Raw genomic sequence first — 19,804 nt, forward strand, 5'->3', positions numbered from 1 at the left:
GTTATTTATGATTTTTTAATAACTCTTTGGCTTTGTTTGGAACTGACTCATAACTTGGGTATTCAGGAGCCCTTGATGCACAAAGACTCAGTAGCTTTATCGCTTCCTTTTTCTGATTGACTTTAAGGTAAGCTATCGCTAGAGAAAGTTGTGCATCTGGTAGGCAGTAGTGGGGCTTTAGATCAATGGCTCTTTTTAAATCCGCTATAGATTGTTTCCAATGATTTAATTCTTGGAGGCACATACCATAAGCGATGTAATATCTTGGGTCATTAGATGAGGCCGTTAACTGTGCATAAAGCTGGAGAGCTTGAGAAAGCTTCCCAGAAGTTTGGAGCTCACAAGCCCTGCGATAGCTTTTATCTCTGTCCATATTGATAGTGCTAAATTTAATCGTTAATTCCTACATATATTTCAATCCGATCCACATTCCCGCTCTCATCCAACACTGCAATTTGATGCTGCCCACTCTGTGGTGAGAGTGCAAAATTTTGAGTGCCCAATGTTTCATCCTTAGGTTCGCCGTTGATAAACCAGTAGCGTTTCCCTTGTCCTCCTATCGCGCTGAGATTTATACGTGGTAAAGGAGCGCTGTTACTGGTAGGAAGGTATTGGTTACCATTGATGGCACCGACAATTTTCAGTGGGGTACCCGTAGTTGCGGTTGGGGCGTTACATTCGGGCGCTGTCGGTGGGATTTGTTGGTGCCGAGTTTGGTTGGTGGGCAACCAGGACTCCAGCTCCTTTGGCCACAGGGCAAGGCTTCTCTTTGTAGCAGAGGAGTCCATACAGCTGGGTTTTACCCGCAAGCCCTGTTGGTTGGCAAAGAAGTGGTAAGTTTGTGCAGCACGTAAAGGTTCTCCTTTTGGGGGGAGGGTTCGGGGCGCCCGGCCCTGGATAAGCCAGGCATTGCGCTGTTGGTGGCAGAGTTCATCTTCGGTTAACGACTTCTGGCCTCCTAACGGCCAGCAGATTTCTGTTTGGATTATTGATTCGGGTCTTGCCAGGCGTTGCTGCTTGTTACCTGGTAGAGATGAAATCACTGCGTTTAACAATGGCGTTGCACTGATGGAGCCGTAGTAGCCGGGGAGGGGGGTGCCGTCTGGGCGACCTACCCAAATTCCTACGGTATAGCTGGGGGTTACACCGATCGCCCAAGCATCGCGGTAGCCGTAACTAGTGCCTGTTTTCCAGGCAATATCTGCTTTGCTTTGCCTTACTAGATTGCGCCAGCGGCGTGAGCCACCACTGTTGGAAGCCAGCATCTCAAATGTGATCCAGGCGGCCTCTGCAGACATCAGGTACCGCTCTCGCAGTGGAGTTTCGGGTAAATAGCGGGGTGCTGCGGATAGCCCGCCGCGTGCTAGGGCTGCATAAAGTCCGGTGAGTTGGTCCAGGCGGGTGCCAACGCCACCTAAAATCATGGCTAGATTAGGTTTGCCGCCGCTGGGAAATTGTAGTGAGAGGCCGGCATTTTCCAGTGTCGCTGCGAATCGGCCGGGGCCGTAGTGCTCCAGCAATTGCACGGCTGGGATATTGAGAGAGCGCTGCAAAGCGGCAGAAGCACTGACCGGGCCGGAAAAACCACGGTGGAAATTCTCTGGGCGGTAATCTCCATAAATTCGCGGTGCATCACTGAGCAAGGAGGCGCTGTGGATCAGGTCTCCATCGATTGCCAGTCCATACAGAAATGGTTTGAGAGTAGAGCCGGGCGAGCGCGTGGCTCTCGCCATATCTACATAGCCATATCGACGTTTGTCACCGAAATGGGAGGCTCCCACATAGGCGCGTACAGATAAGTCGGAATTCTCCAGTACTATAACGGCGGCAGAAGTTTTCTGCGGATAGCTCTCCATATAATCGCGCAGATAGTCCTCCAGTCCACGCTGAATATTGCCGTCAATGGTGGTGTTAATCACCTCTTGATCACCGATGCTTTCTACCAGCCAGCGGGATAAATGAGGGGCATTCTGTGGAAATTCCAGACGCTCCGCATAAACGTTTTCTAGCTGCGCGCGCTCGACCTCGTTTGCGCTCCAAACGCCGTAGACCTGTAACCGGGTCAGAACTTTATCCCGAGCTTTTTGTGCTCGATTTGGGTACCTGTCCGGTCGCAAGCGACTGGGCGCTTGGGGTAATACTGCAAGGAGTGCCGCTTCGGCGTGGGTGAGATCAGCGGAGGATTTACGCAGGTATAAACGGCTGGCGGCTTCCACGCCTTCAATATTGCCGCCGTAAGGTGCCAGATTGAGGTAGAGATCGAGAATTTCCTGCTTGCTGAAATGCCATTCCAATTGCAGGGCGCGCAACATTTGTTTGGTCTTACCGATTAAAGTCCTGTGATGTGGATCTAGCAGGCGCGCTACCTGCATGGTCAGGGTGGAGCCACCGGAGACCACATGTCCATTGCGAAGGTATTGGCTGGCCGCCCGAACGAGCGCAAAGGGATTGATACCTGGGTGCTGATAAAAATGGCGATCCTCATAGGTGAGTAGTGCCTCGATAAATCGTGGCGCTACTTCATCTTGCGTGATGGGGTAACGCCACACGCCGCGATTATCAGCGAAGAAACGCAGTGGCTTACCATGGCGATCAGCCACTACCCGCGCAAAACCATGTGTTTCAGGCAAAGGTAGGGGGAAAATAGTATCCAGGGCCAACAATGTGACTAAAAGAAAGAATGGTGAGATCAGCAGCACGCGAAACATGCGGCTGCTGTTTTTCCATCGAGCTGTTAGTGTGGCTAACAGTTTCAATGCTTGCCGATTACCTGTACTTGCGCCATTGGGTTCTTGCCAATGGAAAAGCGTTCAGGGTTATACATATCCTCCACAAAGGGAGGTGGTACCTGGTAGTGACCGGGAGTTACTGCTCGGGCGATATAAAAGAGGTTGGTGGGTTTCCACTCAGATTGATCCAAGGCTGCCACAAATCGATCATCGCGGAATTCCATGTGTTGTATATTGTCCTGGTCGTCCTGCCATTGGGCGATACTCTTACCGTCGAATTTAAGCTCATCCACTTTGACACTATCGGCGAGGTTCTGGTTTTCCAGCTCAAACCCTGCGGGTAGCAGGTCTACTGCGAGAAGATCGGGCAGGCGTCGGTCCGCGTCGATTTGCAAGCGCACCAGATAGAGTTCACCTTCACGTACCTGAGTCGGCACCACACTTGAACCGTCTAGTTTGTGGTAGCTGCGCGTGATTTTAACGCCCTTATCCATCACCTCTGTAGGTGCCTGTTTGCTGTAACCATTAATGGTAATAGCAGCGAAGAGTTTTTCTATTTGGCTGGTTACCTCAAATACCTCTGCGGCTTCACGACCACGGAAGAGAGTATTGTGTGGATTATCATCATTCACTTCCCGTAAACCATCAATGGTTTTTAATAAAGCAGACCAATCTTCACCGCCATTAAGCTGTAACTGAACGCCGGCCATAAATATACTGCCTCGTTCCTGCGTGCTTAGGTACTCCCGTTCACGGAGCAGATTCACCATTTCAAACAGCATCTCTTCGGCTTTGTCGGTAGCCAAATTATGCTCCAGCAATAGGGAGATCATCTGTGCAGTATCGCGCAGGTTAGAGCCATAATCGCCGTAGTAACTAAGGCGCTTGCGCTCAATGGAAAGGGCTTTTTGTAAGGCCTCTTGAGACAGGGTGTTATCGCCCATGGCCTGGAGAGCAATTGCCATATGTAACTGTGGTAGAGGGGATCGGGTTAAGTCAGCACCGCTTTCGTAAAGGCTGCGCAATTGGCCGAGCGAGATTTTTTGCACACGGGATAGCACATAGGCGGCATAGGAGCGGGCAGCATAAGCGTAAAAGTCAGGGTCACTACTATAGCGCTGTTGATAAAAGCTACCGCGCTCGCGGGCATATTCCTTCAGGCGCTTGAGGGTGGACTCCAGGCGTGTGTTATCGAACACAATACCTTGATCACGAGCGCGCAGAAGTAAGTCGGCCACATAAGCGGTGAGCCATTGGTTCTCTGCTGATTCCGCACTCCACAGGCCAAAACCGCCGTTGCCTTTTTGCATACTGAAGATACGTTCGATACCTGCATCGATACGTCTCGCACGCTCGATTTCGTCCAGGGGTTCGATGCCCAATTTTTGTTGCTGTAGCGGCGTTGCCATCACCAGTGGATAAACACGGCTGGAAGTTTGCTCCAAGCAGCCATAGGGATAGCGAAGCAAGTTTGCTAGGTGGTCCTGAAGTTGCAATTGCGGGCGGCTATCCAGGGATACTAATGTTTGTACCGTGTCCGGCATCAGAGAATCCAGGAAAGCCTTATCCGGGCTGAAACCCTCATCCTGCCCTAGAAGACGGCGTTGGGTGCGCGTAGTGGCGGGCCAGGCCGGGCGAACACCCAGGCGCCACTGGCGTTCGATGGTGATATCCTGGCCATCTTCATCTAACGCACCATTTACTGTCAGTTGGAATTCCGCTTCACCAGTGGCGTTTTTGGCAGTAATTGGGAAGCGCAAAGTCTTGCGCTCGCCATCGGCCAGCTCTAATAAGCGCTCCCCCATTTTCATGTCTACTGCACCGACAGATTGCATTTCCACAGTTAGTTTTTGCCTACGGCCACTCAGATTATTGAGGTCCAGCGCCAGCGTGCTGCTATCCCCGGGAGCCATAAAACGGGGTAGGGCAGCTTGGGTCACTAATGGGGAAGCTACTGTTAGTTCTCCTTCAGTACTGCCGACCCCCTCTTTACTAAATGTCACCGCCATTAGGCGCAGGCTGCCATTGAATTCCGGCAGCTGAAGGGAAACTTTCGCTTTGCCTTGCTGATCGAATTTCACTGGCCCGGAAAATAGCGAAACGATCTGCACATCGGAGTTAGGCTCTTCTCCACCACGCGCCAGTTCAGCATCTCCACCGAAGCGTTGCTCCAACAGCTTGCCATTACCAGACTCAATAATTCGGTGATAGATATCGCGGACATCGACACCATAGCGGCGCTGGCCGAAAAAGGCTTCAAAGGGATCTGGTGTTTCAAAGCGGGTGATATTGAGCACGCCCACATCTACCGCTGCCAAGGTGGTCCAGGCTGCGCCGCCATTTTTGCCGATGGAGTCCAGGTCCGTGATTACGGTGACTTCTATCTCTGAGCCGGGCAGGGCGCGTGCCGGGGCTTCCAGGCGCACAGGCAAGCGTCGGGCTTCCCGGTCCAGTGGCAAATGAGCCAGTCCGAAAGCGCGATTAGGGGCGATACGCTCATTCTTATCGGCCGGGCGTAGTGCAGTTACGGAAATATAGGTATCGTGACTGTCCCAGTCTGCTGAAATGGGAATTTCAACTTTGGTGCCCGATTTCTCTACCGATACACGCTCGGACCACAGCAATCGATCGCTCTCTACCAACACCAGCGCTTCACCGTCTGCCGGTGGCACTATAGTGAGCTGTGCTAAATCTCCAGGTGCGTATTTGGGTTTATCTAAAGATAAAGCCACGGTATCCGGGCGGGCTGCCTGGCCTTTCGCTACTTGGTCCTTACGCCACCAGTAATACCAGTCGCGCCCAGCATGGAAGCGCAGGCTGCTGGTGGCTCCGCTATTAGTATCGGTAATTTCCAGACGGTAGTGGCCATATTCCACTGGTACCGTGAGCTTTAGGGGAGTCTCTTCATTAAAATGCAGTTGGCGGCTGAAAGATTCGAACTCGGCAGTGGAGTATTCATAGTGCCAACCCTGGTTAGCGGAGTACTCCCAAAAATATTGACGATCCTCTGAGATTAATACCGCATTGAGGTTGCGACCTATGACGGGTTCACCCAGTGCATCGGCTACAACAATTTCGAATTCCGGTCGGCTATTGGCCGAGGGATTCTCCTTGCCAAAGTTAGGGCGAATGCCGACTACTGGATGCTCGGGCCAAACCAGAACGGGATGTTGCCGAGTTACGGGGCGGCCGCCGGACTCGAACAGGCTCGAAACCAGATTAATTTTCAGCGGGCTCTTCGCGTGATTCCAACGGGATCGCAGCGGTAATTTGCCAAGCCCTTCAGCATCCAGCTCAATGGTGGATGCATTAAACTGGCGCGCGGGCAATCGCTCAGTGGCGTCCCCAAACAAAAACCCTTCCCATTGAGGGAAGGGTTCCCGGTAGTGGCTGACTTGTACCAGAGTTTCCAAGCGGTTGTTGGCGGCCGGAGCACCGTACAGATAGCTACCTTCAACTTCCAGTTCCAAGGCTTTATCGTGCCCCTGAACCAGGCTGCGCTCTTCACCATCCTGTAGTACCAGCTTCATACGTTCCGGTAGAAACTCCTCCACCTTGAACGGGTAGCGCACTTTGCGTCCATCAGCCAACTCGGCTTCCAGGCGCCAGTCACCCGTCGGAGCATTTTGAGGTAGGGGAAGCAGCTTCTCGTAGTATCCCGGCGCGCTGGCGTGCCAGGTGAATGAGCGGGCACTGGTGTTATCGGGTTTAATCAATTGCGCCTTGATTGGCAGGTCTTTTAAATAGCGCCCATCGTAATTGCGTAGCAGGCCGCTAACCTGGATAGATTCTGTGGGACGATACAAGTCCCGGGAACCATAGATAAAGAATTCCATCGGCCGGGAAGGGCGTTGGCCTAATTGAAAGTCCGACAGGTCCAGCGCCGGTTCGCGCAAGTCCAACAGAGAGAAATGGCCTGTATCTGGGTCTCGCGCAACAAAGAAGCGCTGGGAGTCCTCCTGCTCCTGGCTGAGCATAAAACGAACATGCCCTTCTTTGGAGGTCGTCTGCTGCTTGATCAGTCCTCCTTTGTTATCCAGTAGCTCCACCTGGATGCCTTTCAATGCTTGACCCTCATCCAGAGAGGAAACATAGAGGTCAATGTTTTCCGGGTAGTAACGGGCATGTAAGCCCAAGTTGGAAATAGAAAAGTGGGTGACATCGAAAAGATTGGTGTTGTATACACCGGCCGGCTGCATGACAGCAACATAAATGCCTGGCTGCTTTAATGGTTCAATATGGCCTATGGAGAGATCGAAGTCTCGCTGAACATATTTTTCTTGGGTTAGATCAAAATGTGCACTGTAGACTAACTCAGCAACATTGTTCAGAGCCCTTAACTGGTAGTAGTACTTCAGAGACTGATTGTTGACCAGACTAAGGAAGGCGGAATAGTGTTCAGGCTTCACTCTGTGAAAATGGATTTGCACCGCTTCAATGCTGACGGCAGTCACTGGCAAGCCAGGTGTTACCGTAACTGGAAATATACTGCCGTTACTGGAGAAGCTGATACTGGGTTCGATACGCCGGGTGTGAACAGTTTCCTTCTTTAACTTTCGTAACTCGAATCCATCCTTACTGGGCAGGCCGGGGTGTATCGCTACACTGTAGCGTGTATTCGGCTCGATATTGGTGAAGTAAAGGATCTTCTGGTTGTCAGATAAAACCCAGCCCCCATCGACATCTTCACCATTTTCCTGGGTGAGGGTTAGGTAAGAACCAAAATGGGCATTCCCCAGCAGTGGCTCAGAAAAGATCACCGCAATAGCTCGCGCATCTTTGTAGACCCGCTCACCTATATGGAGCACCGTAAGAGCACTTTCCGTTGAATCCGCAACCAGCGGCATCGTGTCGTTGTTGGAAGTAGAAGCCTGCGAAGGAGCTTCTTCACTGGACTTGCTTAGGGGTTTGGTATCGGAAGTTGTTGATCCAGTCTCACTACTAGCCTCTTTAACACTAGCCTTTGGGGCAGAGACTAATGGGGGTGTTTCTTCCTTTGAATTTTCATCACCGCTTTTGAGTGCCCCATGGGTAGATGCCTTTTTAGTAGAGGGCTCGCTCAGCTTTTCTGGCTTCTCAGGCGTGCAGGCTATAGCAACAAGACAGAGAAGAATGACCGCAATCCAACGCGGTAAGCGGTGAGGGAACATGGATATTTCCTAGTTGGTAAAGAAAGTGGCGGACAATTTAGTTGGTCTTGAACGTTGTCTCAAGCTTTCGTATTGCTCAATGTGAGTTAGTAAGGGTATTGAGCTTGGTAATGAGTATTAGCGAAGGTGGGATAAGGAGCCAAGGAGATATCGGCAATAGGAGAATATGGTTCGTTATTGCTAAAAGAAGTCGCGCAAGTAGGGTCGCTTAGGCTCGACTAAACTGTGAACACGTCTTTGACTAGGTAGAAATAACAAGATATTAATTATTAGGCTGACTTTCTCTTGCGTTTGAACAGTTTTACCCAAAAGATCCCCTCAAAAACAACACCCAAAGCGAGAAAAAAGGCCCCGCCAACAGGCACACCAAATACATAGCAGGCAATGGCTGCTAGTAAGAATAGTAGGGCGACGGTGATCCTCTTCAATTTGGTGCTCCTTTTTGTGTTGTGTGTGGGCACAGGCTCAAGCTTGGCACACTTCAAAGACTATACTGAATGCCAGACCGAAACCCAACATAAATAATGCTTAGGCATAGAACTACAGAGCAGAATGCTAAAGGTAGATAGAGTTTGTAGGAACCATGTTTGATTCTATTAACCGTGGCCAATACAAATGAGCCTAAGGCCAGGAGAGTCGATAGACACAGCGCCATGAAGATGACTCGAACTTCTGTAATACCGCCATTGCCAGCAACCAAAGTCGGCTCTGGATAAATTAGGTTGCTCTGCCCGACAGATACCATAGCTGAAACACTTCTGGCTAGAAACAACTCGCTACCATCTAGGCCTAGCCAGTATTCCATAGTGGCAATAAGAATTGATATTGAGCTTGCTATAAGACAAAGACAGATTTTTGAAATAGTCATCATTTTTTATGGTATTCGCTGCTACTTTTTCTAGCACTTATCCATATTAAACTTATGGGGATATTTTTTTATGAATAAGAACTTCTTAAGAAGTATTATCTATTTGTGTGGGAAGCCTACAAAGTATTTTTAATATCTAGTTCATTTCTTGTTAATATGTCTTTTCGTATCATGGTACTGCCAGAGAACGTTAATAATCTTCCAGTCATTTTTTTCATTCTTATATAAGTGCATATAATCAATCCAATCATCGACTGTAAGCTTTACCGAGGCTACACGGTTATCAATATCAAGTATGTTGATATCAACCCTGGGGGACTCTGTAAATTTATCGCCTTCCTTATTGTAGTTTTCGGCCAACCAAACCATGATTTCATAGTCTGTCTCCATGATGAATTCTGAGCCGTCCTTGGATTTCCAGTAGGTTCGCTTGGCTAGTTTCGTATCTAAACCTCTTTCCATTAGGCTTGGTTCAACTTTTTGTTGTGATTCAATGTAATCGAGTACGGCCCTGCGTATTTTGGTGTTGTCCTCGGCGGAATTGGCATATACATATGAAGTTAAAAAAGTTAATAGGATTAAAGGTATAAATTTGTACATAATATTTTCTTGGGTAACTTTTATTGTGGGGTTTGTAGAATAACGGTTTATTGGTTAGTTGATGAGCTTTCAGATTCTGCTTTGACAGATTGCTGAGTAGATGAATCATTAGAAATCATTGCGTCAATCCAGCTTGCATAATGACTTAAGCGAATGGAATAGGAAGTCTGGCCATAGGTGCCAGGGCGGAAGGTTCGTATATCAACGTTTTCCGCGTGCTTCCAGGATGTGAGTCCTGCGAGTAACCACTGGCCATCAATTTCAATTAGTACTGGGCCGCCACTGTCGCCATTTGTAGACATACCTTCAAGTGGCAACGCACTTGGGGCCTGATCAAAGTCATAGCCAAGCCAACGATTTTGAGTTGATGAGATTATGTTAAATGCTCTACGGAGTTCTGTTCGATTGGGGCCTTTGGGGTCATGGCCGAGGTCAGCTGTACCCGTTGCTCCTTTTCCGATCAGCTTTACTATTTTTCCTTGCTCATCACTTTCACGGTAAATTCCTACCGGATTAACATCAATGATAGGCTGAGAGAGTTTAATTAAGGCAATATCATCGGATGTGGCCAATAATGCTTCAATTTCACTGGCATCTCCCGTTTCTAGTGCCTCATCAATCATCCTTTGAGGTATCTTCTTGTAGCCGGGGTGTATCACCAGCTTATCGATACTTCTGGAAGTGCCTTTAATGATGACCTCTTCAATACAGTGTTGCCAAGTAACGGCATGCGCAGCTGTCGCAATCCACTCTGGGGAGATAAGTACACCGTGTCCTTCTCCCGGTAAATCTACAAGTGCGGGGAGTTCAGAGGCATCGATACGGTATCTTGATTCACTCACATCATCGCGAATGGTTATTGCTGTTACCACAGGTGTTAATACTAATTGGAAGGAAAGAAAAAGATATTTAGTTGTGCGTATCATGAGCGATCTTTCTGTAAGTAATTGGTTATATAGATCATTGATGTCTGAAAAAATTAGATCTGACGTAGAGGCCTTAGCCTAGTTGCCACTAGTGAATCCTATCGCCAGATATTGGGCTGTAAATTAGAGGCTCCATTGAATTTAATTTCGGAACCTCGTATCCCTGAATTGAAGCTAACTAGCAGTAAAAGCTATATTTTACGGAATCTTTCAAAATAGGCACTAATTGTAGGTTAGGGGATGTCACTTCCTTAGTTTGACGGCAGTCCCAAAGACCATCATTTCACAAGACCCTTCCATAATGGCACTTGTTGAAAATCGGATACCTACTACGGCATCGGCTCCTTTCTGCTGGGCACTATCAATCAACCGTTGAAGGGCCTTATTTCTGGCTTCGGATAGCATTTCTGTATAGCCTCTTATCTCACCGCCAACGATACTCTTTAAGCCCGCCATAACATCACGACCAATATGCTTGGATTGAACAACGTTACCGGTAACCACTCCGAGTATCTCTTTAATTTCATGTCCTGGTACGATTTCAGTGGTTGAGTAGATCATAATACGTTCTTAATGTTGCTTGGTATGGTTCTTACTATGATTGCATGGGACATGCCTTGAAAAGAAGAAAGTATTACATTTTGATGAAACTAAAAATACGCCTTATTATTGGGGATGCTTGGAATTAGACTTGGATTTTGATATCCAGCTTCTTGCCATCGTGATCGCAATAGAGAACTATCTAGGATATTCAAGAAAGCATTAAATGCTCTTTTTTCTCCGTCTCTACGAAATTTAAGTACGCGCTTACCACATGATCAGGCGCCTCCCATTGCGGATAGTGCCCAATTTTTTCCAGTTCAATAATGTCTGCTGCCCGATCTATCAATTGACGAAATCGATCCACCATATGTTTCCCTGAAACTGGGTCCAATGAGCCATTGATTAGCAGTAGGGGGCCAGGGTATTGGTTTAGCGCGTCGATCCAACGCTGACGATGTTTGCGCCTGTCGTACATGTAGGTGATCAGTTTATAGAGGAGCCGGTTGCCATTCTTATATTGGAGAATTTGCCACAAGTCTCGCAATTCTCTGTCGGAGGGTTTTGTCTCTGGTCCGAAAATGGCACTGAAGCTGCGGCAAAACTGCTGGTAGCGCATTAGTTTATTGATTAGAGAGCCAATAGGAGAAAGCAGGAGTTTCTGCACGAGGCGAGCTTGATGAGTTTCTGGGAATAGACCGCCATTCAGCAGGCATACCGAGATATACCCTGTAGTGCCGCCGTTGTTGGCTCTGGCGAGTAACTCCTGTGCTACGGAATCCCCATAGTCATGCGCCAACAGGTGGACCTTGTTGATGTTTAAATGTTGCAGAAGAGCTTCATGTAAATCAGCTTGCTGGTGGATACTGTAGTTATGTTGTTTGGGTTTGTCTGAATAGCCAAAGCCCAGCATATCCATAGCAATACAGCGATAGTGCTCTGTCAGTTGGGTCCATACCTTTTGCCAGTCATAACTACTGGTTGGAAAACCGTGAATCAAAAGCAGTACTGGTTTATGTCGACAGCTTGGGTTGCTATCGACATAGAAGAGTTGGTGGTTTTGATAATCAAATATCTTTCCATTTGATAACCATTGCTGAGGTTGCATTGGCTGCTCCATTTCTTATTGTTGTACTTGCTGTAAAGATTGCACGATGAGCGCGCAACCTCAAGCAGCGGCTATCAGATGGAAAGTATTTATCTTGTTCCTTGCAATGCGTAAATCGCGGGCTTGTTGATTATTTTCCATACAGAAAGCAGGGTAACCGAGGCGGTCAGGCCGATAATAAGCAGTGGTGGCAGCAGCCAGCCCCAGAGGCTGGTTTCAATGCTGAACTCGCTTTGCTCAAGCCAAAGTGCCAGTGGGACCACTACCAAAGTCGTTACAGCGATACCGATAACTACGGGAATCAGGCTATCGATCAGGGTGTGATAGAAAATCGTCGCTGGGCGGGCGCCGATTGCCATGCGCACGCCAAGCTCAGTGCGCCGCAGTTGTACACTGTAACTGAGCACTCCAAAGATACCGATGGCAGCGAGGCTGAGTGCCAGTAATGTTAGGGCGGTGGTTACCCAAACTGAGACTCGGTCATTGCTTAGGAGTAGGTCTCGCGCCTGCTCCAGGGAGAATAGCTCGGAAACTTTGTACTGCCTGTTTACTACGGCAAATTCCCGATTGATTTCTGTGGTGCTGAGCGGTTGGTGAGGCTTATGTCTGAGTACGAGTAGGGGATAGCTCACGTTGATACCGCGCACAAATAAGCGGGCGGGTTCCTTTTTGCCTGGCAGGCTTGCGTTACGCACTACACCGACCACTTGGTAGGGCAAATCACCTCGCCAGTAGTAGCGCTTGCCTAATACTTCTCCATCGGGTTCCAGCTGCTGGGCCAGGGTTTCGTTAACGAGCATCATGCGATTGTTATCGGAAAACTCAGCCGCATTGATATGGCGGCCAGCTACCAGTGGCATACGCAAAATGGAAAGGTAGTTTTCGTCGACTACTGTGGTCTTGGCCATCACCGGGTTTTGTCGGCTGGCATCATGACTCAGGGATGTGGTCCAGAGTGGCCGGCTGATAGAGATAGGAGTGTTTAAGCTCAGGCTGGCATTTTGTACTTTAGGGTGCTCCAGCAATCTCTGCCTGATGGCCTTCAGGTAACTCTCTCGTTCGGTAGTGGGGGCGCTCCTAAGATTGCCGATATTCAGAGTCATCACTTGAACGTTGTCCAAGGGGAAGCCAAAGGGCTGGTTAATCAGTCGGTTAGCTTGCAGGAAAATCTGCAAGCTGGCGACGATAAGTAAGCTAGTCATCGCCACTTGGCTGCTGATGAGGACTTTGCGGATCAGTGGTGAAATTTGTACACCGGAGCCTTTGCCGCTGCTCTGCAGCATTTGATTCAGTGCGCGGTAATTAACCTGGCGACTGACTATGGCTGAGAAGAATAGGGCGAGCAGTAAGGCACACAACAGTGCAAAAACCAGTGTCTGCCAGTTTAAGGTGAGCTCTTGAATGCGAGGAATTTGTTCCGTAGCCATCACCTTTAATACTTCCGTCGATCCCAGGGCTAAAAGTAGAGAAAGTAATGCTGCCCCTAACATTAGTAGGCCGATTTCACACAGCAGGGCCAAAAAGATATGTTTTTTGTGTGCGCCCAACGCGACCTGTATCGCCATATTGCGTTGTTGTTTGGCAGCGCGAGAAAGAATCAGATTGGTAACATTGGCGCAGGCAATTAACAGGAGCACCAGTGTACCGCCCATAACCATTAGGGTTCGTGTGGCGCTGTCGCCAAGTATTTTATTAGCGAAGGGGGTGAGTCGGTATTCAACGGACCTCTCTACCGAAGAGGATCTTCCCGCTAGGGCAGCTTGATACTGGGCATCCATTAATGTGCTCAATTCATGCCCTGCGCTGGTGGGGTCAATGCCCGGCTTCAACTTCCCTGTGAGCATGCGGAAAGGCAAGAAGCCTCTCCAATTATTTCTGCGCTCTACTTGTGTATCGTTAAAGTCCCAGGGTAGCCAGACCGCCGTTTGTCGGCCCTGTTTATAGATCTGGGGTTCAATGAAGTCTTTGGCAGTGACGCCGACAATGCGAAAGTCCACCTCCCCAAATTGCAGGCTTTGCTCCAAGACATTTGGGTTGCGCCGGAACATCTGCTCCCAGGTTTGATAGCTGATAACCGCCACAGGGACTCGGTTGTCGAGCCCTTCATCGGCATTAAATTGTCTGCCCAGGGCCAGGGGTGCTCCAGCCAGCTGGAGATATTCTGGAGAGACATAGGAAACATTAACCCGTGGTGATCCGGATAAATTGCGGACCACATCTTCCCAGAAGTACACCAGGGCGCTGGACTCGAAGAAACTGTCGTTTTTATAGATTTCAACCAGGGCGGGGTATTGGCTGTTGTTTTCCAGCCGCAGCTGCTTGTTCTGGTAGAGATTACCATTCACGACATACAGCCGATCTTCGTCCGGGTAGGGTAGGGGTGCGGCTAACAGTTGGTAATTGAGATTAAATAGTGTTACCAGGGCGCCGAGGGTGATACCCAGGGTTAAAATAATAGTGGTGGCGTAGCTCCGCGCCCGATTGAGGGACTGGAGGGCAATGGACAGGTCCTTTGTGGTGATCATAGGGCCATCTCATGGGGCTCTTTTATGGGCTGCGGCGTTGAGATTTTTCCATCCAGCAGATGCAATTGGCGGCTGGCCATGTCAGCGTAACGAGGATCATGGGTCACCATACACAGGGTGGTCCCTTCATTGTTGAGCTGCCGCAGCATTTCCATTACCGCATCGCCATTGTGGGAATCCAGGTTGCCGGTGGGCTCGTCCACCAGTAGCAGGGATGGATTGCCAACTAGCGCCCGGGCTATGGCGATTCGCTGCTGTTGGCCACCCGATAACTGATTAGGTTTGTGAGAGGCCCGGTGACTCATCCCCACCTTCTCCAGGCAGTGTTTCACTTTTTTGTCGGCTTCAGACTTGGGAATGGGATTGCGTCGGTATCGCAGGGGCAGGGCGATATTGTCGTAGACAGAAAGCTCGTCAATCAGGTTAAAGGACTGGAAGATAAAGCCTACTTTCTCGTTACGAATTGTCGCCGCCTCACTTAGCGTCAATTGAGCGACTTCAGTGCCTTCAATCTGGTAGCTGCCACTGGTGGGGAGATCCAGCAGGCCGAGAATCGAGAGAAGTGTGGATTTACCGCAACCCGAGGGGCCGCAGATAGAAACAAATTCCCCCGAGTAAATACTCAGGTCAACGCCCCGCAGGGCGTGAGTTTCCATTTCTTCGGTGCTGAACACCTTAGTGATCCCGGCCATATGAAGGATTGGCTTGGACATAGCGAACTCCCTGTTCTCGCTTTGGGTTTCAGGCTTTAGTCAACAATCTGGATATGCTCAGCTTCATTAAAATTGGCCATATCCGAGAGGATGATGCGGTCCGCTTCATTGAGGCCTTGGGTGATCTGGATATATCGACCTGACTCCTCGCCGAAGCTGATGGGTTGGAGTGCCGCTTCCTCCCCGTTTTCGTTAATCAGGAAGAGATTGGCCTCACTGTGCCTCTGCACATTGATAGGTCTCTCGACGAACAGTGTATCTTCCATAGTGGCGGTGAAGATCCGGGCATCGACGTTGAGTTGTGGCCTGGCAGACTCCGGAGCGCCTGCGCTAAAAGCAATTTCCACTTCAATATTGCCGTCCCGAACCTCAGGAGTAATACGGGTTACCACACCTTCGACTTTTTCCCTGCGGGTATCAATTTCAGCGGGCTGGCCAACCTCCAGTTGTTCTGCTTTAGATTGTGGGACTTGAACCAAGGCGAGTAGATCTGTCTCGCTGCCGATCAGAGCCAGTTCCTGGCCGGGGTCGACACCTTGCCCTAGCTCTACTGGTAGTCGTTGTAGTATGCCGTCCAGGCCGGCGCGTACTGTGAGGCGATCTGTCCGCTGTTGGATGCTCTGCAGTTGGGTCTGGGCTTGGTTGATTTGCTCGCGCTGGATTAACTCTGATTCGACGGCGACTTTGCGCAGGTGGTTGATACGCTGTTTTTGCAGGTCCACACGTTTTTTCATCTGCTCTTGGCGTAAGACGGTGGTTTGGTAGGTGAGCTGGGAAACCACTCCACTTTTTACCAGTTCGTCCTCAGCTTCGCGGCGCAACTTGATCACTTGGTAATTGGAATTCAGTTCCGCGAGTATGGCTTCCTCCGCGAGCACATCGCGCTGGTTGTTCAGAACAAGCCGGCGCAAATTAGCTTCCTCTTGTTCCAGGGAGGTTTCGGCTGCATCCAGATCGCGCATTAACTCTGGATTGCTCAGTTGCATAATGACGCTATCACTTTGTACTTCTGCACCGGGACGCAACATGATTTTTTCAACATTCGCTGCGGTTAGGGCGGTAATTAAAGTCTGCTTGTCTGAACGCAGCCTACCGTAGCCATCTACCACAACCTGCAGGTCTCCCCGTTGGACGGTACCTAGCATCAGCTGTTCCCGCTCAACTTTGTAGGCGCTGTCAGGAAGTAACAGGAGGGTGCTGGTAAATGCCACAAAAGCTAGGGCAGCACCACCCAGCATTAAAGGGTGCTTAATCAGGGGGCGTTTCTTAGGTTTAATAATATCCATATTGCGGCATTTCCTTGGTTAAGCAATCGTTACACGCTTTTCTGCTGTGAAACCTTGATGCGGAGGCGAGTTAGAGGTGGAAAATCATAACTATTTAAAACGGGTGTATTCCTGTTGGAACTCCGAGGGAGGGCGGGTTCTTATCTTGTAATTAGTACTGTCGAGCATATTTTTGTGATCAAAACTCAGGGCTGTATAAGGGTTTTAGGTGAGGCTGAAAATGCAGGAAAATTGGCACAAGAACCAGTTCCTTGCGGTGAATGGTGGGGAAATACAGGACGGTTTGAATATTGTGAGGCGGGCAGTCACTTGAGAAGTTTAACGATTACCCAATGAATTTTGGGGATCAACTCACAAGTTAAAAGGAAGAGATATGATGGAAATAAAGGTGTCGTGGCTTAGTGAATCCGGTGGTTTGTCTAAACCACTACACCGTTAACAAAATAGGTTTGTAAAAAGAAGGGCTTGATAAGCCTTAGTGCAAATTACAGGCCGGGGGTTATCCCAGAGCTTTGACCAATAGCGCCTGTTGAAGTTGATCGTCATCAACCCCCTCTGGTCGGGGTATCTGCACGATATGCCCGGATCCCGGAGCTACATCGATCGCTTTGCCTTCCGTATTCTCCATTTGTTCCAAGGGGAAGAACAAGCTACCGCTGGGAGTCATTAATTCCAATTGATCACCGTGTTCAAAGCGATTTTTAACATCAATCGTCAAATACTCTGGATTGCCGTCAATAAGCTCGCCGACAAACTGCTGGCCCGGAGTTGATACCAATCCCTTTTCATATTGCTGGTATTCTGCTGGTGGATGGCGGCGGTAGAAACCTTCCGTGTAGCCCCTATTCGAGAGGGTTTCCAATTCGTCCATCATCTTCATGTCGAAGTCTTTTCCTGCTGCAGCGTCGTCTATGGCGCGACGATAGATCTGAGCAGTACGAGCCACATAGTAGTGGGATTTGGTGCGACCTTCGATTTTTAAAGAGTGAACCCCCATTTCCGTGAGGCGCTTGACATGCTGTACGGCCCGCAAATCTTTGGAGTTCATGATGTAGGTACCGTGCTCATCTTCGTAGGCCGGCATATATTCGCCAGGGCGACCTTCTTCCTGTAGTAAAAAGGCCTGGGAAGTATTGTCACTGGCGGAGGTGGGTTGCTGGATGGGTTTTTGGATAGATTCCTGGTTTTGCACATGAATCAATTCGCCAACTTCATTCTCTTTGGCTTCATGAGCTTGGTATTGCCAGCGGCAGGAGTTGGTGCAGGCGCCCTGGTTGGCATCTCTATGGGTCATATAACCGGATAGCAAGCAGCGCCCGGAATAGGCGATACAGAGTGCACCGTGGACAAAGACTTCCAGCTCCATCTCAGGCACTTTCTGGCGAATTTCCTCAATCTCATCCAGGGACAGTTCTCGGGAAAGTATCACCCGAGATAACCCCTGGCGATGCCAGAACTTTACGGTCGCGTAGTTTACCGCATTGGCCTGTACGGATAGGTGGACTGGCAGATCAGGCCAACGCTCCCTTACCATCATTATCAGGCCTGGGTCGGACATAATAAGGGCGTCAGGTCCCATTTCAACAATTTCTTCCAGGTCCCGCAGGTAACTGCGAACTTTATCGTTGTGGGCGGCGATATTGGAAGCGATATAGAACTGTTTTCCTTGCTGGTGTGCTTCTTCTATACCTAGGCGCAGGGTTTCAATATTTTTAAATTCATTATTGCGCACACGCAAGCTGTAGCGGGGCTGGCCTGCATAAACGGCATCGGCACCATAGGCAAACGCATATCGCATATTTTTTAAAGTCCCTGCGGGGGACAGTAACTCAGGTTTAAACACGGAAAAACTCATAGTGGAATAGTCGGACGCGGCCGCATGTTAACGGTATTCAAGATCGCGCTAATTGATATAAATCAATTAGCGCTGGGGTGGGGGTGATAAGCTGATCTGGAGGGAATCTATGCCTGTTACTCTAGCCGAATAATAGACCTCTAACCTCTAACCTCTAACCTCTAATTTTTGCTGTGTACTTTTTAGTTCTGTAGGACCTGTTGATAGCCTTGTGTATAGACCCAGTCATTATTCTTGGCTGGTAAATGGCATCCAAAACAGTTGTTAAGCCCGCTGCCCTTCCAGGTTTTGGTTTCACTTTTTGCTACCCCTGGCTTGAATAAAGCCCATCCCCAACCTTCTGCCCAGGCCTCATTCTTGGGAAATCTCCCTTCTGTGTCCTTTACCATCATAAAGGTGAACTGGAGATCAGTAGAGTAGTAAGCCAAGCCTGTGGTTAATGGTTCTGATTTGGTGCTGTTGACATCTTTTACCAGGACTGCGCCATCCGGGAATTTTCCATTTTTGCGAAAGGCTTTAACTGCTTCAGGTTGAGTGTAAACAATGTGAGTATCCCAGCCCTTGCCACTGGATGACTTTACTCGGTAAGAGCCGAGAAATGTCCATTCTTGGCGGTAATCCTTGGGTAATGTGATGTTTCCCTGTGCGTCAACGAAATGACTGAAAGTGGACTTTAGATTCTCTTGAGCTATGGCCTGTAGGCTAAACAGTATTCCCAGTGTAACTAAGCAGATTGTGCGCATAATGCCTCTTCCTATGTTGATTCCATGGAGGTGGGGACTAGGTCTAGCCCTCATTGTTTGGAAGTATAGGGAGGAGAGGGACGATCAACTGTCAGCTAGCTGACACTAAAGCCAAATTTAGCCTTGCGCTAAGCCTTCGAGGGCGCCTTTGTTTAGTAGGCAAATATGTTGGCGTGTGTAATCAATAATGCCTTTGTGTTTCCAGGTGCTAAGTAGTTGGCTAACAGTTTGTCTACTGCCGCCGGCCATAGCCGCTAGCTCAGATTGTGAAAGCTTTACATCTAATTCATGCCCGTGAGCGCAAGGTTGCCCCCGAAAATGAAAGAGTTGGGATAATAAACTTGCCAATCTAACAGCTAGGGGCGCGGTTATATGCTGAAATATACGCTGTTGTAATAAAGACTCCCTGTTGGCTAGATGCTCTATAAGGTCTTGCTGGGTTTGTGACAGTGAATGTAACAGGCCATTGAGATTTTCTGGAAAAGCGACTTCTAGCTCACAACCTATTTTGGCAATTGCTTCTATTTCTTGTGAATTTCCGCCAAGACCTGGGCCAAACCAGGAGCCTGGCCCATACAGGTCTACAAGTCCCCGGTTGCCATTAAAGTCCACTTTATGGATAAGAACATAACCGGCATGTATAAAATAAATATTTCGGGAGGCCACTCCCTGACGAAATAACACTGTTTCTGTGGTGCAGCATACTCTTTTTGTTTTAGTCGCTATTGTTTGCAATTTAGTGTTTTCTTATTGGAGGTTGG

General features: G+C 49.1%; 14 protein-coding genes. All 14 read right to left on the reverse strand.

Going from position 1 to position 19,804, the window contains the following annotated elements; genetic code table 11:
* Position 1 precedes the first annotated feature (1 nt).
* Positions 2–373 (reverse strand): hypothetical protein, encoded by a 372-nt coding sequence (locus ACJJJA_RS11440; RefSeq protein WP_444904667.1) that lies wholly within the window; start codon positions 371–373, stop codon positions 2–4.
* Positions 374–389: 16 nt separating this feature from the next.
* Positions 390–2,756, reverse strand: a complete 2,367-nt coding sequence (gene pbpC, locus ACJJJA_RS11445; RefSeq protein ID WP_444904668.1) for a penicillin-binding protein 1C — start codon at positions 2,754–2,756, stop codon at positions 390–392.
* Positions 2,753–7,879, reverse strand: a complete 5,127-nt coding sequence (locus ACJJJA_RS11450; protein ID WP_444904669.1) for an alpha-2-macroglobulin family protein — start codon at positions 7,877–7,879, stop codon at positions 2,753–2,755. Before ACJJJA_RS11450 ends, pbpC begins: the two co-directional genes overlap by 4 nt.
* 269 nt (positions 7,880–8,148) lie before the next feature.
* Positions 8,149–8,307, reverse strand: coding sequence for a hypothetical protein (locus ACJJJA_RS11455; protein WP_444885062.1), 159 nt, complete (start codon positions 8,305–8,307; stop codon positions 8,149–8,151).
* 581 nt (positions 8,308–8,888) lie between these two features.
* On the reverse strand, positions 8,889–9,347 hold the full coding sequence (locus ACJJJA_RS11460) for a nuclear transport factor 2 family protein (RefSeq protein ID WP_444904670.1): 459 nt from the start codon (positions 9,345–9,347) through the stop codon (positions 8,889–8,891).
* Positions 9,348–9,394: 47 nt separating this feature from the next.
* A complete protein-coding gene (locus ACJJJA_RS11465; RefSeq protein WP_444904671.1) occupies positions 9,395–10,273 on the reverse strand; it encodes a S1 family peptidase in 879 nt (292 codons plus the stop codon).
* 243 nt (positions 10,274–10,516) lie between these two features.
* A complete protein-coding gene (locus ACJJJA_RS11470) occupies positions 10,517–10,834 on the reverse strand; it encodes a heavy metal-binding domain-containing protein (RefSeq protein WP_444904672.1) in 318 nt (105 codons plus the stop codon).
* A gap of 190 nt (positions 10,835–11,024) precedes the next feature.
* Positions 11,025–11,921 (reverse strand): alpha/beta fold hydrolase, encoded by an 897-nt coding sequence (locus ACJJJA_RS11475; protein WP_444904673.1) that lies wholly within the window; start codon positions 11,919–11,921, stop codon positions 11,025–11,027.
* Positions 11,922–12,010: 89 nt separating this feature from the next.
* Entirely contained in the window at positions 12,011–14,446 is a 2,436-nt protein-coding gene (locus tag ACJJJA_RS11480) for an ABC transporter permease (RefSeq protein WP_444904674.1), read from the reverse strand.
* A complete protein-coding gene (locus ACJJJA_RS11485) occupies positions 14,443–15,159 on the reverse strand; it encodes an ABC transporter ATP-binding protein (RefSeq protein WP_444900848.1) in 717 nt (238 codons plus the stop codon). Before ACJJJA_RS11485 ends, ACJJJA_RS11480 begins: the two co-directional genes overlap by 4 nt.
* Before the next feature lie 35 nt (positions 15,160–15,194).
* The gene (locus ACJJJA_RS11490; protein WP_444904675.1) at positions 15,195–16,445 is read right to left on the reverse strand and encodes an efflux RND transporter periplasmic adaptor subunit; all 1,251 of its coding nucleotides are present in this window, start codon (positions 16,443–16,445) and stop codon (positions 15,195–15,197) included.
* 499 nt (positions 16,446–16,944) lie between these two features.
* The gene (gene trhP, locus ACJJJA_RS11495) at positions 16,945–18,243 is read right to left on the reverse strand and encodes a prephenate-dependent tRNA uridine(34) hydroxylase TrhP (protein WP_444904676.1); all 1,299 of its coding nucleotides are present in this window, start codon (positions 18,241–18,243) and stop codon (positions 16,945–16,947) included.
* A 239-nt stretch (positions 18,244–18,482) separates the two neighbouring features.
* Positions 18,483–19,043 (reverse strand): cytochrome P460 family protein, encoded by a 561-nt coding sequence (locus ACJJJA_RS11500; protein WP_444904677.1) that lies wholly within the window; start codon positions 19,041–19,043, stop codon positions 18,483–18,485.
* A gap of 117 nt (positions 19,044–19,160) precedes the next feature.
* Positions 19,161–19,778 carry a Crp/Fnr family transcriptional regulator gene (locus ACJJJA_RS11505; RefSeq protein WP_444886101.1) on the reverse strand — a complete coding sequence of 206 codons (618 nt, stop codon included), beginning with the start codon at positions 19,776–19,778 and terminating at the stop codon, positions 19,161–19,163.
* Between the last annotated feature and the right edge of the window lie 26 nt (positions 19,779–19,804).

This window comes from Microbulbifer mixtoriginis (SeqCode), from assembly GCF_052466865.1.

Excerpts from the sequence above, each read along its gene's own strand:
- ACJJJA_RS11465 (WP_444904671.1), bottom strand. The coding sequence starts at position 10,273 with ATGATACGCACAACTAAATATCTTTTTCTTTCCTTCCAATTAGTATTA.
- ACJJJA_RS11490 (WP_444904675.1), bottom strand. The coding sequence starts at position 16,445 with ATGGATATTATTAAACCTAAGAAACGCCCCCTGATTAAGCACCCTTTA.
- ACJJJA_RS11470 (WP_444904672.1), bottom strand. The coding sequence starts at position 10,834 with ATGATCTACTCAACCACTGAAATCGTACCAGGACATGAAATTAAAGAG.
- ACJJJA_RS11480 (WP_444904674.1), bottom strand. The coding sequence starts at position 14,446 with ATGATCACCACAAAGGACCTGTCCATTGCCCTCCAGTCCCTCAATCGG.
- ACJJJA_RS11440 (WP_444904667.1), bottom strand. The coding sequence starts at position 373 with ATGGACAGAGATAAAAGCTATCGCAGGGCTTGTGAGCTCCAAACTTCT.
- trhP (WP_444904676.1), bottom strand. The coding sequence starts at position 18,243 with ATGCGATATGCGTTTGCCTATGGTGCCGATGCCGTTTATGCAGGCCAG.
- ACJJJA_RS11485 (WP_444900848.1), bottom strand. The coding sequence starts at position 15,159 with ATGTCCAAGCCAATCCTTCATATGGCCGGGATCACTAAGGTGTTCAGC.
- ACJJJA_RS11460 (WP_444904670.1), bottom strand. The coding sequence starts at position 9,347 with ATGTACAAATTTATACCTTTAATCCTATTAACTTTTTTAACTTCATAT.
- ACJJJA_RS11450 (WP_444904669.1), bottom strand. The coding sequence starts at position 7,879 with ATGTTCCCTCACCGCTTACCGCGTTGGATTGCGGTCATTCTTCTCTGT.
- ACJJJA_RS11500 (WP_444904677.1), bottom strand. The coding sequence starts at position 19,043 with ATGCGCACAATCTGCTTAGTTACACTGGGAATACTGTTTAGCCTACAG.
- ACJJJA_RS11475 (WP_444904673.1), bottom strand. The coding sequence starts at position 11,921 with ATGCAACCTCAGCAATGGTTATCAAATGGAAAGATATTTGATTATCAA.